The organism is Methylobacterium fujisawaense, assembly GCF_039619325.1.
In the GTDB taxonomy this organism is placed as follows: Bacteria; Pseudomonadota; Alphaproteobacteria; order Rhizobiales; family Beijerinckiaceae; genus Methylobacterium; species Methylobacterium fujisawaense.
In genome coordinates this window covers 1,859,738-1,872,776 of the sequence record NZ_CP155000.1, presented here as the reverse complement: position 1 = coordinate 1,872,776, position 13,039 = coordinate 1,859,738, and the positions used below count along the sequence as shown (strand labels likewise).

Below are 13,039 nucleotides of genomic sequence, written 5' to 3'. Positions count from 1 at the left end.
CGGCGCGCCTTCGCGGACAAGGCGCGAGCTGATGTCTCGATAGGCCGTTCGACGTGACGCCCGACCGGCCGATGGGAAGACGGTTTAGTCAGGGAGAGCCACCGATGAGCGAGGAGGGACGCCACATCGTCTGCCCGCACTGCGCGAGCATCAATCGCGTTCCCTTGTCCAGGCCGGCCAGGCCGGCCAGGGCGGCGCGTTGCGGGCGGTGCAAGCAAGGGCTGTTCACCGGACAGCCTGTTTCGGTCGACGCCGCACAGTTCGACCAGCATATCCAGAAGAACGACATTCCGGTCGTGGTGGATTTCTGGGCTGCGTGGTGCGGTCCCTGCAAGGCGATGGCGCCCGTGTTTGAGAAAGTCTCCGCCGATCTTGAGCCCGACTTCCGGTTCCTCAAGGTCGACACAGAAGCGGAGCAGGGGTTGGCAGGGCGATACGGTATCCGCAGCATACCCACGATGATACTATTCTCGAAAGGCGAAGCGGTTGCCCGACATGCCGGCGCGGTCAGTGCCGAGGCCCTCCGAGCCTGGCTCCGGCAGCACGAGACCCGGTGAGAGCCTGCACGGGGCACGAACGGGAGACCAGGCGAACTGACAGGCATCAGTGCGGCCCGGCGTCGGCGCGCCTAAGCGAGCTGAGCATGATTCCATATCGTTCGATGGTGATTCCATGACCGCGCTTCCCGTCGCAGGTATCGCTCGGTTCGAGCACTTCTTTCGGGAAACAGATTCGCTCGTCATTGATAAGAGCGATCTGAAGCGTCTCGGCAGCTTCATTGACCGTAAGCTCCGGGATCTCGTTCTGCGTGCGGGAGCCATTGCCAAGGCGAACGGGCGCGAGATCGTGGAGCCTCACGATCTCCCGATCACCAAGGGGTTCCAGGAGCGGATCCACGAGTTCCGCGCCGTCAGCAATGCCGGGGCCGTCAAGGAGAGCCTCGCCTCGCTCACCGGTGGGCCCGCCTCGATGGCGGCCTGCAGCGATGATACCGAAGCGTGGCTTCCCGAGGTCGCTGGCGGCCTCTGCCTCACGCTCTCGCGGACCTTCAAAATCATCGTCGACCCTCGCCTGAAAAATCCTCAGACGGAGCACTGGGATCGAGCGGAACGGCTGCACGATCTCCTGTTGTGAGGCGTCATTACAGTCCGGACTTGCCCCGCCTGAGCGACCAAAGCCAGCAGGATCCCGACCATGCGATCAAAGTGACCGGGGCCGGGTGCGCAACAGCGAGCCCGCTTCTCGGAGTGCTCCTGGCCGCGTCATCTATGGCCCAACTCAGTACGGCCCCATTTCATGGTTCAGCGACAGGTCGGCAGGTCGCCAGCTTTGCACACCGAGTGACGGGCGTGACCAGTTCGAAAGAGGGACGCAGCATGGTCAAATTTCCGCGGCGGACGGAGGATGCGGCCTTCTCGATCGTAGAGGTGATGTGCGACGGCCATATCAGACCCCGCTCGGATGACGCGTGGTGTTTCTGACGTAATGACAAGTATCACTGGATGCGATCGGATGCTGTTTCCTATGCGTCCGGCGTGTCGTGACGGTTACGTCCGGCAATCTGCGGAACATGCCCGGCCGTGCTTCCCCACGGCACTCCGGTGATGCGGGGTCGGCCCACAGGGAGGGCGACCAGACGGAGAATGTGCCCGCCCGGCCAGCCTCCCGTGACGGCCATCGGCGCGTTGTGACCCTCGGTCAGGCCCGCAGGGCCGCCGCGAAGTCGGCTATGTCCATCTCGAGCTCGTCGCTCAGCTGGATCTGCAGAACGGGCGAGACGATGTCGAGGAGCACACGGCCCGTGGAGGCCCTTGAACCCGGGCGGATCGCGAGCGTCAGGCGCGATCCGACGTTCAGTGCGTCGATGATGAAATCCCGGTCGAAAGAGCGGTCGGAACTCTCCACGACCAGCCGGAAGCGATGCGGGTGGGCGAATTCGATCACCTCGGATTCGAGGGTGACTTCAGCCCCGAGCAGGAGCCGGCGCTCACGCAGGCGTGACCCCACGCCCAGCGCGCCCTCCGTCAATAGCTCCGCGCTCTCGACTGTCCGCAAGATGAGTGGCCACTCCACTGCGTTCGAAACCAGGCCGAACAGCTTCGCCGGGGACGCCGCCACCGTCCGGCTCGCATTGATCTGCATGGTTTACTCCGCAAGAGCTGTCTTACGCGTGACCGTCCCGGCTATCCGCGATCCCGCGAAAGCTGAGACTGACATTCTCATCGCGTCCATGACGATCGTCAGCCAATGTGCAATGCGAGCGCTGCCACGCCCGCCCTTGCACCCTCCGCCCTTGCACCCTCCGCCCGGGTGATCCCGGCCCGTCGCGCGGCGACTGACGCCCGTCAGGGCGAAACCGACAAAAGCCGGCTCAGGTGGGTGAGCCCTGACCCGCAGAGGCTCGACCCGCCACGGTTATTGCAATGATACGCGCGGACATCCCCGGATTGCAGGAGTTCAAGGCGCTCGCGACGGCGCGGGGCGGCGTATTCGTGTCGCTCTATCTGCCGACGTCGCCCCTGCACCCCGAGGCCAACCGCATCGCGTTCAAGGATCTCGCCAAGGACGCCATCGCGCAGTTGCGCGAAGCCGCCGTCTCGGAATGCGTGATCGAATCGTTCGAACGACAGTTCGGAGTCCTTTCGGGACGAATCCAGGAGAGCCTGGATGACAATAAGTACCGCCTCAACGGCGCGGATCCGCTCGCACCGGTCGAAGAGTTCTGGAAATCGCAGGCGCATGGCCTCGGCGTGCTCGTTCGGTCGGAGACGAAGTCCATGCAGACCTACCGCCTGCCGATCCGACCGGCCCCCCTTGCCGAGGTCGCCGACCGGTTCCACCTCGCCCCGCTGATCCGCACGATCACGTCTCCCCTGGAGATCTTCGTTCTCGCAGTTTCGGCAGGGGGAGCCCGACTTCTCCACGTGGTCGTCAACATGCCGCCCGCGCGGGTCCCCGTTCCCCACCTCTCGGACGATCCCGCGGAGACCCTCGGCCGGCCATCGATCCACGTGGGGGCCCCGCGCCGCCGTCTTCAGAACCGTGAGGGCGAGAAGATCCTGGAAGCGCAATACGCGCGAACGGTGGACCGTGCGGTCCGCGAAGCCCTCGCCGGTCGCTCGACGCCGATGGTGCTGGCCGCGGCCGAGCCCATGCTCGGCATCTTCCGCGCGGTGAACACCTATCCGCATCTCATCGCGGAGGCCATCGAGGGCAGCCCGGACCACCGCAGCGACGCGCAGCTCGGCGACGCCGCACTCCCCATACTCGACCGGCTCTACCGCAACGAAGTGAAAGACGTCCTCGCGCTCTATGATGAGTTGAAGCCCTACCGGGCCACCAGCGACGTCTCCCGGACGGCCCATGCCGCGACAGCGGCCGCTGTCGACCGGCTCGTCGTCGACCTCGATCGCGTGATCCCCGGCCTGGTCAGCGATATTGACGGCAGCGTGACGTACTCCGTGTCCGACGACGCCGAAACGTATTCTGTTCTCGATGAAGTGGCCCGGCGTGCCCTCTGCACGGACGCCCAGGTTCTGTGCGCGAGGCGCGCGGAGCTGCCCGCGGGGTGCGCCCTGGCGGCGATCCTGCGGTACCCGTTCTGAGGCGCCGCCGCGCGCAGGTGCCCGGCGCGCTTGGCACCTGCGCCCCCCTTCTCTTCACTCCGGTGGCTGCGGTGACCCCGTCCTCCCGGGCCCAGGGCCGGCCGGCGGGCCGCCGCCCATGTCGGGCCACCGATCGCGACGTCAGGTGGCCCGGCAGCGTCGCCGTGGCGCTCGCGAATGGCCTCCGGAGCCGTCTCGTCGTGGCGAGACCTCCGTCACGGCCGTTGTTCCGGATTGCAGAAGCGTCTCGAGGGCCGATGATCGCCATGCGCAGCCGATCGGATCGGCGGCATCGAGTTCGTCCGACGCTGACGGACATCAGGGAACGCGATCGCGCCGTTCCTATGATCAGACTTTCAGCGGACGGGCCGCCGCCTGGTGGGCTTCCGGGTCGCGCGATCGAGGCGCCCCGGGGCCTGTTGCCGGCCGTGCGTCCGAAGGAGTCACCCCATGGCGGATGCAGCGACCCTCTCGCGAACGCGCGACCCGGCGGCAGCTTCGGATCCGGCTGTGCTGTTCCAGCCCTATCGCCTGGGACCTCTTGAGCTTCCGCATCGCATCATCATGGCGCCCCTCACGCGCTCACGCGCGCGGTCGCCGGGCAACGTACCGAGCCCTCTCGCCGCCTGCTACTATGCGCAACGCGCTTCCGCAGCGCTCATTGTCAGCGAGGCGGCACAGGTCTCGCTGCAGGGGCAGGGCTATGCCTGGACGCCGGGCATCCACAGCAGCGCGCAAGTCGAGGGCTGGCGGCACGTCACCAAAGCCGTGCACGAGTCCGGCGGACGCATCTTCTGCCAGTTGTGGCATGTCGGCCGGATCTCACATCCGGCCCTGCAGCCCGACAACATGCTTCCCGTTGCCCCATCTGCGATCACTCCGCAGGGGAAGGCGTTCATCGAGAACGAACGGGGAGAAGGGGCACTCGTCCCCTTCATTCGTCCGCGCGCATTGGCCCTCGAGGAGATGCCCTATATCGTGGGTCAGTACGAGCGCGCAGCGAGGAACGCCCAGTCCGCGGACTTCGACGGGGTCGAGATCCACGCCGCGAACGGCTACCTGCTCGACCAGTTCATCGAAAGCAGCACAAACCGCCGCTCCGACACGTATGGCGGTTCGGTGGAGAACAGGACGCGACTGCTGCTGGAGGTTGCCGAGGCGCTCTCTAGGATCTGGGGACCAGACCGCATCGGTGTCCGGATCTCGCCACTCGGCAGGATGAACGAGATCCGCGACGATGACCCGGAAGCCACGTTCAGCTACATCAGCGAACGGCTCGCCGAATTTGACTTCGCCTATCTCCATGTCGTCAATCCGGCCTCGGAGCAGATGCAGAAGGGGGAGCCACCTGACCAGCGGTCTCTGGCGCTCGTCCAACTTATCCGCGAGCGATTCAAAGGGACGCTCATTGCCGCGGGAGGCTTCGACGCCGGGACCGCTGCGCGCTGGATTCACGAGGGGAGGGCCGACCTCGTCGCGTTCGGTCGCAAGTTTATCGCGAATCCCGATTTGCCGGAGAGATTGCGCGCAGGCGCCCCGCTCAACGCCGACGATCCGACCACTTATTATGGCGGCGGCGAGAAGGGTTACACAGATTATCCTGATCTGGCGCAGGAGCGTGGCGAACGACCTCGGGGCTGCGTTGACCGAAGTTGGAGATGACTCCCCTTTGCGGCCATGTCGTGGCCTGCGTGACAGATGTCCGCTTTCGGCGGCCGTCCCAGTTTCGGCCGAATAGCCGTCATGGGCGCAAAGCGGAGTGCCCGGTTTTTGCGCGCGATGGTTATCCGGCATGACGTAGTCTGGCCGGAAGCGGCCCGTCGGCTTTGAAGCTCGGATCGCAGACAAACGGACATTCAGCGCGGCGCATTTGGTGGGTTTAGAGTACCACCCTCAGGATCTTCGACATCATACCAGCGGGGATGGTCGACGAAATTCGAGATGCGCTCGCCGCGATACACGACCCGCATCGACGAACTCCCGGTGATCGCGGCGGCCTAATCCCGCCTCCCGCGCAGGCCTGCCCAGCGTCGCATGTTGCAGTGCAACATTTGCCGGACCCGCCTGTTGGATAGGCGCTACCCTCGCGTCGACGATCGGGGGACGGCGTCGGATCGGCCGCCCGCCGGGCGGGGTCGCGGCGCTGCCTCCCCGAAGGTTTTCTCGATGCGCATCGCCCCTACCCTCGCGTTCCTGATCCTCGCGCTGTCGCCGATCCCTGCGCTGGCCTCCTCCTGCGCCGAACAGATCGCCACCATTGAGCGCCGCCTCGACAGCGCCGGCGCCGTTCAGGTCACCGGCCTGCAGGCCGGGCATAGCCTGCGGACCGGCTCGCCCCGCGGCGTGACCGCGGTGCGTCTCGACGCTCCGAGCGACCCCGACACGGTGCCGACCGCGGACCATGTCGACGCCGCGCGAACCCTGATCGACCGGGCGGGCGCGGAGGACCGCCGCGGCGACCAGCGCGCCTGCGAGAACACCATGACCGAGGCCAAGGGAATGATCGGCGCGCTCCCGTAGCGTCTTCATCGCCGGTCGGCCCGCGCGCCGACCGGCCGGCACGAGCACAAGGTGAACCTGAGATGATCGGTCCCGCCGAGATCGAGGACATGCGCCTCGTCCTCCTGGCCAGCGACGAGCGGGCCCGGCTCTACGATGCCGCGCTGGCGCCGCTGAACCGGCACTGGGAACGGCGGGGGGCCGCGTCGGTCGGGAGCGTCAGCCAGATCTGCGAGCTCGTCTTCGCCAGGGCCGAGGACCGCCCGTTCGCGGAATGGAAGGCGGTCGTGACGGAGGCCGTCGAACAGGCCGGGTTCGGCATCGTCTGGAACGGCGACGCGGTCGCATCGCTCGAAAGCCGGGGCTAGGCTGGCGGCCTTCGGAGATCCCGGGCCGCGGGGGACTGCGACAGGAAGCGACGCCGCGCGGCCGGCCCATGAGGATCGGGCGGCATCGGCCCACCCGGAACCTCGAAACCATCGAGCGTAAGATCTCCGAATTGCGTACGCCAGCCGCGTCGGTCGTCCCGGGCTGCGGCGACACGTCCGTGCGGAAGGGGTGTCGCGGCTGCGACACCGGATGGCGGAGCTGCTACCGGCACCGGATGGCCGCCAAGCACTCCCGACACATCGCCCTGACCGAGCCGCTGATCGCTTACGTCGAGGCCCAGGTCGCCAAGGGCGAGTACACCTCGATCAGCGAGGTCGTCAGGACGGCGCTACGCCTCCTGATGGAGCGGGAGGCGGCCAAGGTACATCGCGGGGCCGCCAACGCCGAGGCCGTCCATGACCGCGCCTGAGGACGCCGCCCGCGATCCGGAACGCCTCGCGGCCCTCGACGGCTACGGCATCCTCGACACGCAGGCCGAGCGGGGCTTCGACGACATCGTCCTGCTTGCCTCCCGGATCTGCGCGACCTCGGTGGCCCTGGTCAGCCTGGTGGCCGCCGACCGCCAGTGGTTCAAGTCCCGCGTCGGGTTCGGCCCCTGCCAGACCCCGCTGTCGCAGTCGGTCTGCGCGCACGCCCTCGCGCGAACGGGCCTGCTGGTGATCCCGGACCTGACCGCCGACCCGCGGACCCGGGACAACGCACTGGTCACCGGGGAGCCCCACCTGCGGTTCTATGCCGGCGCCCGGCTGGAGACGCCCGAGGGCGTCGCGCTCGGGACGCTGTGCGTGATCGACGGCAAGCCCCGACCCGAAGGGCTGACCCGGGACCTGGCCGAGGCGCTGGAGGCGCTGGCCCGCCAAGTCATGGCGCAGATGGAGCTGCGCCGGTCGATGGCCGCCCGCGACGACGCCCTTCGAAGCGCCCGGGAGGCGGATACCCGGCATCGCCAGATCCTCGACAGCGCCATCGACTACGCGATGGTGACGATGGACCTCGACGGCCTCGTCACCGGCTGGAGCGCCGGGGCCGAGGCGATCCTCGGCTGGTCCGAGGCCGAGATGCGCGGCAAGCCCGCCCGGGTCTTCTTCACCGAGGAGGACGTCGCCGCGGGGATCCCGGAACGGGAGATGAGGAGCGCGCGCGAGGAAGGCCACGGCAACGACGAGCGCTGGCACGTGCGCAAGGACGGCTCGCGGTTCTTCGCGCTCGGCGAGATGATGCCGCTGCTGGCCGACGACGGCGGCCACGTCGGCTACCTCAAGATCCTCCGGGACAGGACCGGCCAGCGCCTGGCGGCGGAGGCGTTGCAACGGCAGACCGACCTGCTCCGGACCGTGACCGACCACGTCAGCGAGGCGGTGTTCCAGCTCGACCTCGACGGAATCGTCACCTTCGCCAACGTGGCCGCGCACGCCCTGCTGGGGTGGGACGACGGGGCCCTCGTCGGGCAGGACCTGCACGAGGCCGCCCACCACCACCATCCCGATGGGCGCCCCTTCCCGTCGTCGGAATGCGCCTTCGTGCACGCCATCCGGAAGGGCGAGACCCTTCGTCGTCGCGACGGCACCTTCTTCCGCCGTGACGGCACGCCCATCGAGGTGATCTGCTCGAACGCGCCCGTGTTCGGCGGCGGCGAGCTCACGGGGGCCGTGCTCACGGTCTCCGACGTCACCGACCGCCGGCAGGACGAGCGCCGCCTCCGGGAGATGAACGCCGAGCTGGAGCGGCGCGTCGCCGAACGGCACGCATCCGAGGCGCGGCAGCGCTTCCTGCTCGACCTGACCGACACCTTGCGCGAACAGGGCGGCCCGCGCGGCCGGATGCAGGCGGCGGTGGATGCCCTCGGGCGCCACGTCGGCGCGAGCCGGGTCGGCTACGGCTTCGTCGGGGAGGACGGGATGTCCGTCACCCTCGGCACCGAATACGTCGACGGCGTCGCGACCATGGCCGACACCTACCCCCTCGACGCGTTCGGCCCCGGCAACATCGCCAACCTCAAGACGGGCCGCACATCAGTTTATGCCGACGTCGAGGCGGATCCGGACACCGCCGGCCTCGGGATGGGTGCCTTCGGGATCGCCGCCATCGTCGCCGTGCCCCAGGTCCACGAGGGACGCCTGCGCTCGGTCGTCTACGTCAACCAGCGCGAGCCGCGGGCCTGGACGGCCGACGAGGTTTCGCTGGTCGAGGAGGTCGCGGCGCGGATCTGGGACGCGGTCGAGCGCGTGCGCGCGCAGGGCGCTCTGCGGGCGTTGAACGAGACCCTGGCGGTCCAGGTCGCCGAGCGCACCAAGGAGCGCGACCGGATCTGGCAGGTGAGCCAGGACATGCTCGGCGTCGCCGACGCGAACGGCGCCTGGGTCAGCATCAACCCGGCCTGGCATTCGATCCTAGGGTGGGAGCCCCACGAGATCATCGGCAGGACCTCGGAGTGGCTCGAACACCCCGACGACCGTGAGAGGACGCGCGCCGAGGTCGCCCGGCTCGCCGCCGGTGGCCTGACGCTTGCGTTCGAGAACCGCTTCCGGGCGCGGGACGGGGGCTACCGCACGCTGTCGTGGACGGCCGTCCCGGTCGAGGGGATGCTGTACTGCGTCTCCCGCGACGTCACCCGGGAGAAGGAGCGCGCCGCCAGCCTGCTCCAGGCCGAGGAGGCGCTGCGGCAGTCGCAGAAGCTGGAGGCCGTCGGGCAATTGACCGGGGGCGTGGCTCACGACTTCAACAACCTGCTGACCGTGATCAAGTCGTCGACCGACCTGCTCAAGCGCGCCGACCTCTCCGAGGAACGGAGGGGGCGTTACATCGGCGCGATCTCCGACACGGTCGACCGGGCCGCCAAGCTCACGGGCCAGCTCCTGGCCTTCGCCAGGCGCCAGGCGCTGCGGCCCGAGGTGTTCGACGTAGGCCGGAGCGTCAGGGCCATCGGCGAGATGGTCGGGACCCTCACCGGGGCCCGGATCACGGTGTCGATCCACGTCGGCGACGAGCCGTGCCACATCCGCGCCGACCCGAGCCAATTCGACACCGCCCTCGTGAACATGGCGGTCAACGCCCGCGACGCGATGGACGGCGAGGGGCGGCTCGACATCGCGGTCGATGCCGTGGGCGTCGTGCCCGTGCTGCGCTCGCATCCCGCGCAGGTCGGGGATTTCGTCCGGATCGCGCTGTCGGATTCAGGCGCCGGCATCCCGGCCGACCTGATCGACCGGATCTTCGAGCCGTTCTTCACGACCAAGGGCGTCGGGCAGGGCACGGGCCTCGGCCTCAGCCAGGTGTTCGGCTTTGCCAAGCAATCGGGCGGCGAGGTCCTGGTCGAGAGTGAGGTCGGGCGCGGCACGACCTTCGCGCTCTATCTCCCGCGCGTCGTCGCGGACGCCGCAAGGGTCGACGAGGCTGTGGACGACGACGCCGCCGTCGACGGCCGGGGCACCCACGTCCTGGTGGTAGAGGACAACCGGGACGTCGGCACCTTCTCGACCCAGACCCTCCAGGAACTCGGCTACGGCACGCACTGGGTCGGGAACGCCGACGAGGCCCTGGCGGCCCTGGCCGCCGAACCCGACACCTACGACGTGGTGTTCTCGGACGTGATCATGCCCGGCACGAACGGGGTCGAGCTCGGACGCGAGATCGGACGTCTGTACCCCGGCCTGCCGGTGGTGCTCACCAGCGGCTACAGCCACGTCCTCGCGCAGGAAAGCGACCACGGGTTCGAGCTCCTGCAGAAGCCCTACTCGGTCGAGGCGCTGTCCCGCATCCTGCGCCTGGCGGCCTCGAAACGGCGGCGCCGCAGGCCGGCGGCGGAATAGGACGGCCGCATCCGAATGCGTCGTGCCGCGCGGGAATGCAGGGCCTCACGGGGTGACGCCGCGGCTCATCCCGTCATTCACCGCTCCGACCTGCGCCGCGTCGCCGCGGCATGCGGGGTGCGCCGTTGTCCCGTCTCGGTCCGGACGTTAATCACGCCCCTCAAGAGGGGCCTATGGACCTAGAGAACGAACGGCTGCGGCGGCGCGAGCGCGAACTTGAAGAGCGCGTTGCGGACCTGGAGGCGCGGCTGGAAGCCGGACAGGGCGATGGCCTGCGGCGGCCGGGCCAGGGACAACGCACCTCCGCGGCCTCCGCCGACCTCCTGTTCACGGCGGCGGAGAAGACCCGTATGCCGCAGATCATCACCGATCCCAACCTGCCCGACAACCCCATCATCTTCGCCAACCGGGCGTTCCAGAACCTGTGCGGCTACGACGCCGCCGGGTTGATCGGGCGCAACTGCCGCTTCCTCCAAGGGCCGGGCACCGACCCCGCCGACGTGGCCAAGGTGCGCGACGCCATCGCGGCCCGGCGCGACGTGGTCGTCGAGATCCTGAACTACCACCGGGACGGGACGCCCTTCCGGAACGAGCTCTACGTCAGCCCGGTCTTCGACCCCGACGGCCACCTCCGGTACTTCTTCGCGAGCCAACTCGACGTCACCCGCTTCCGTACCGCGGAGGGCGTGCTGGCGGAGAGCGAGGCCCGCTACCAGGCCCTGTTCAACGCCGTCGACAGCGGTTTCTGCATCGTCGAGATGCGCTTCGACGCGGAGGGCCGTGCCGTCGACTACCGCTTCGTCGAGTTGAACCCGGCCTTCGAGGTGCAGACGGGGTTGCGCGACGCCGTCGGCCGCTGGATGAGCGAACTCGTGCCCGGCTACGAACGCTCGTGGTACGACATCTACGGGCAGGTCGCGCTGACCGGAACCCCCGTGCGGTTCGAGAGCGGGGCGGTGGCCCTGGGCCGGTGGTTCGACGTCCACGCCCTGCGGGTGGGCGAGCCGGAGCAGCACCGGGTCGCCGTCCTGTTCAACGACATCACCGACCGCCGCCGCGCCGAGACCCGGCTGCAGGCCACGGCGGAGGAGAGGACCACCGAGCGCGACCTCGTCTGGCGCGCCAGCCGCGACCTGCTCGTCGTCTGCGGGTTCGACGGGTACTTCCGCACGGCGAACGCGGCCTGGACCGAGACGCTGGGCTGGGACGTGGCCGACGTCGTGGGCGCCCGATTCGACGCGTTCGTCCACCCCGACGACCTGGATGCCGCGGCGCAGGCCTTCGCACGCGTGTCCGGGGGCGCCGCCCTTCCCGACGTCGACGTGCGGGTCCGGACCCGCGAGGGCGGCCACCGTTGGATCTCGTGGAACGCCATCCCGACCGGCGACCACTTCTACGCTGCGGGCCGCGACGTCACCGAGAGGCGGGCGCTGGAGGAGCAGCTGCGCCAGTCGCAGAAGCTGGAGGCGGTGGGGCAGCTCACGGGCGGCGTCGCCCATGATTTCAACAACCTCTTGACGGTGATCAAGTCGTCGACCGACCTGCTGAAGCGGCCCGACCTCGCCGAGGAGCGCCGCCAGCGTTACGTCGGCGCCATCTCCGACACGGTCGACCGGGCCGCCAAGCTCACCGGGCAGCTCCTCGCGTTCGCGAGGCGGCAGGCGCTGCGGCCCGAGCCCTTCGCCGTGAACCACGCCGTGGCGGCCCTGTCCGACATGGTCGGCACGCTCACGGGATCCCGCGTCCAGGTCGAACTCGGACTGTCCGACGGCGAGTGGCCGGACCTGCACGTGAACGCCGACCCGAGCCAGTTCGACACCGCTTTGGTCAACCTCGTGGTCAACGCCCGCGACGCGATGGATGGCGAGGGACGCCTGCGCATCCGGCTCCGACGGACGACCACCGTCCCGGCCGTGCGCGCGCACCCGCCCCGGCGCGGGGACTTCGTCGCCGTCTCGATCTCGGACACCGGATCGGGCATCGCGCCGGCGAACCTGGAGCGGATCTTCGAGCCGTTCTTCACCACGAAGACCGTGGGACAGGGCACCGGCCTCGGCCTCAGCCAGGTGTTCGGGTTCGCCAAGCAGTCCGGCGGCGATATCGCCGTCGAGAGCACGGTCGGCGACGGCACGACCTTCACCCTCTACCTCCCGCGCGTCGCCCCCGCCGGACCCGCCGAGCCGGTCGAAGAGCCGGAGGCGCTCGCGGAGGGACACGGCACCTGCGTCCTCGTCGTCGAGGACAACCTCGACGTCGGCGCCTTCGCGCAGCAGGCCCTGAGCGAGCTCGGCTACTCCACGGTCTGGGCGACGGACGGGACGAAGGCGCTGGCAGAGATCGAGCGCATCCCGTTCCGCTTCGAGGTCGTGTTCTCGGACGTGATGATGCCGGGCATGAACGGCGTCGAACTCGCGGGCGAGATCCGAAGGCGCCGCCCAAATATCCCGGTCGTCCTGACCTCCGGCTACAGCGACGTGCTGGCGGCGGAGGGCACCCACGGGTTCGACCTGCTGCCGAAACCCTATTCCGTGGCCGACCTGTCGCGCATCCTGCGCCGCGCCGTCCGGGACGCCGGGGCTAGGCGCGGTTGAGCGTCGCCATCGCCCGCACCGCCGCCATCCGTGCGGGAATCGGAGCCGGACCCGGACGTCCGGTAGGCCCTCCTCACGAACGATTTCGGCGGCCCGTGGAATGCCGGCCTTGCTCCCGCCACCGCGGCCCGCTCCCTAGGGGACG

General features: G+C 68.9%; 10 protein-coding genes and 1 pseudogene. 10 read left to right on the top strand and 1 reads right to left on the bottom strand.

Annotated features, from left to right (window positions below; all coding sequences use genetic code 11):
• Positions 1-104 precede the first annotated feature (104 nt).
• A complete protein-coding gene (gene trxC, locus ABC766_RS09005; RefSeq protein ID WP_345821891.1) occupies positions 105-557 on the top strand; it encodes a thioredoxin TrxC in 453 nt (150 codons plus the stop codon).
• A 115-nt stretch (positions 558-672) separates the two neighbouring features.
• Positions 673-1,134: a DUF1931 family protein gene (locus ABC766_RS09000; RefSeq protein ID WP_345821890.1), complete on the top strand. Its 462-nt coding sequence runs from the start codon at positions 673-675 to the stop codon at positions 1,132-1,134.
• 564 nt (positions 1,135-1,698) lie between these two features.
• On the opposite strand, the gene ABC766_RS08995 is transcribed toward ABC766_RS09000, so the two are convergent.
• Positions 1,699-2,142 (bottom strand): SRPBCC family protein, encoded by a 444-nt coding sequence (locus ABC766_RS08995; protein WP_345821889.1) that lies wholly within the window; start codon positions 2,140-2,142, stop codon positions 1,699-1,701.
• 305 nt (positions 2,143-2,447) lie between these two features.
• On the opposite strand from ABC766_RS08995, the gene ABC766_RS08990 reads away from it, so the two are divergent.
• From ABC766_RS08990 to ABC766_RS08955, 8 genes and pseudogenes are all read left to right on the top strand, one after another.
• Complete coding sequence (locus ABC766_RS08990) at positions 2,448-3,605, top strand: hypothetical protein (RefSeq protein WP_345821888.1); 1,158 nt, start codon at positions 2,448-2,450, stop codon at positions 3,603-3,605.
• A 450-nt stretch (positions 3,606-4,055) separates the two neighbouring features.
• Positions 4,056-5,267 carry an alkene reductase gene (locus tag ABC766_RS08985; RefSeq protein WP_345821887.1) on the top strand — a complete coding sequence of 404 codons (1,212 nt, stop codon included), beginning with the start codon at positions 4,056-4,058 and terminating at the stop codon, positions 5,265-5,267.
• Positions 5,268-5,519: 252 nt separating this feature from the next.
• Positions 5,520-5,606: pseudogene (locus ABC766_RS33990) on the top strand (DUF4113 domain-containing protein); the annotation flags it as partial.
• Between the two features lie 165 nt (positions 5,607-5,771).
• Positions 5,772-6,125, top strand: coding sequence for a hypothetical protein (locus ABC766_RS08975; protein WP_345821885.1), 354 nt, complete (start codon positions 5,772-5,774; stop codon positions 6,123-6,125).
• Between the two features lie 62 nt (positions 6,126-6,187).
• Positions 6,188-6,472, top strand: a complete 285-nt coding sequence (locus tag ABC766_RS08970; protein ID WP_345821884.1) for a hypothetical protein — start codon at positions 6,188-6,190, stop codon at positions 6,470-6,472.
• 179 nt (positions 6,473-6,651) lie between these two features.
• Positions 6,652-6,903 carry a type II toxin-antitoxin system ParD family antitoxin gene (locus tag ABC766_RS08965; protein WP_345821883.1) on the top strand — a complete coding sequence of 84 codons (252 nt, stop codon included), beginning with the start codon at positions 6,652-6,654 and terminating at the stop codon, positions 6,901-6,903.
• Entirely contained in the window at positions 6,890-10,303 is a 3,414-nt protein-coding gene (locus tag ABC766_RS08960) for a PAS domain S-box protein (RefSeq protein ID WP_345821882.1), read from the top strand. The genes ABC766_RS08965 and ABC766_RS08960 overlap by 14 nt, the downstream gene beginning before the upstream one ends.
• Before the next feature lie 173 nt (positions 10,304-10,476).
• Entirely contained in the window at positions 10,477-12,894 is a 2,418-nt protein-coding gene (locus ABC766_RS08955) for a PAS domain S-box protein (protein WP_345821880.1), read from the top strand.
• Positions 12,895-13,039: the final 145 nt, after the last annotated feature.

Excerpts from the sequence above, each read along its gene's own strand:
- trxC (WP_345821891.1), top strand. The coding sequence starts at position 105 with ATGAGCGAGGAGGGACGCCACATCGTCTGCCCGCACTGCGCGAGCATC.
- ABC766_RS09000 (WP_345821890.1), top strand. The coding sequence starts at position 673 with ATGACCGCGCTTCCCGTCGCAGGTATCGCTCGGTTCGAGCACTTCTTT.
- ABC766_RS08995 (WP_345821889.1), bottom strand. The coding sequence starts at position 2,142 with ATGCAGATCAATGCGAGCCGGACGGTGGCGGCGTCCCCGGCGAAGCTG.
- ABC766_RS08985 (WP_345821887.1), top strand. The coding sequence starts at position 4,056 with ATGGCGGATGCAGCGACCCTCTCGCGAACGCGCGACCCGGCGGCAGCT.
- ABC766_RS08975 (WP_345821885.1), top strand. The coding sequence starts at position 5,772 with ATGCGCATCGCCCCTACCCTCGCGTTCCTGATCCTCGCGCTGTCGCCG.
- ABC766_RS08970 (WP_345821884.1), top strand. The coding sequence starts at position 6,188 with ATGATCGGTCCCGCCGAGATCGAGGACATGCGCCTCGTCCTCCTGGCC.
- ABC766_RS08960 (WP_345821882.1), top strand. The coding sequence starts at position 6,890 with ATGACCGCGCCTGAGGACGCCGCCCGCGATCCGGAACGCCTCGCGGCC.
- ABC766_RS08955 (WP_345821880.1), top strand. The coding sequence starts at position 10,477 with ATGGACCTAGAGAACGAACGGCTGCGGCGGCGCGAGCGCGAACTTGAA.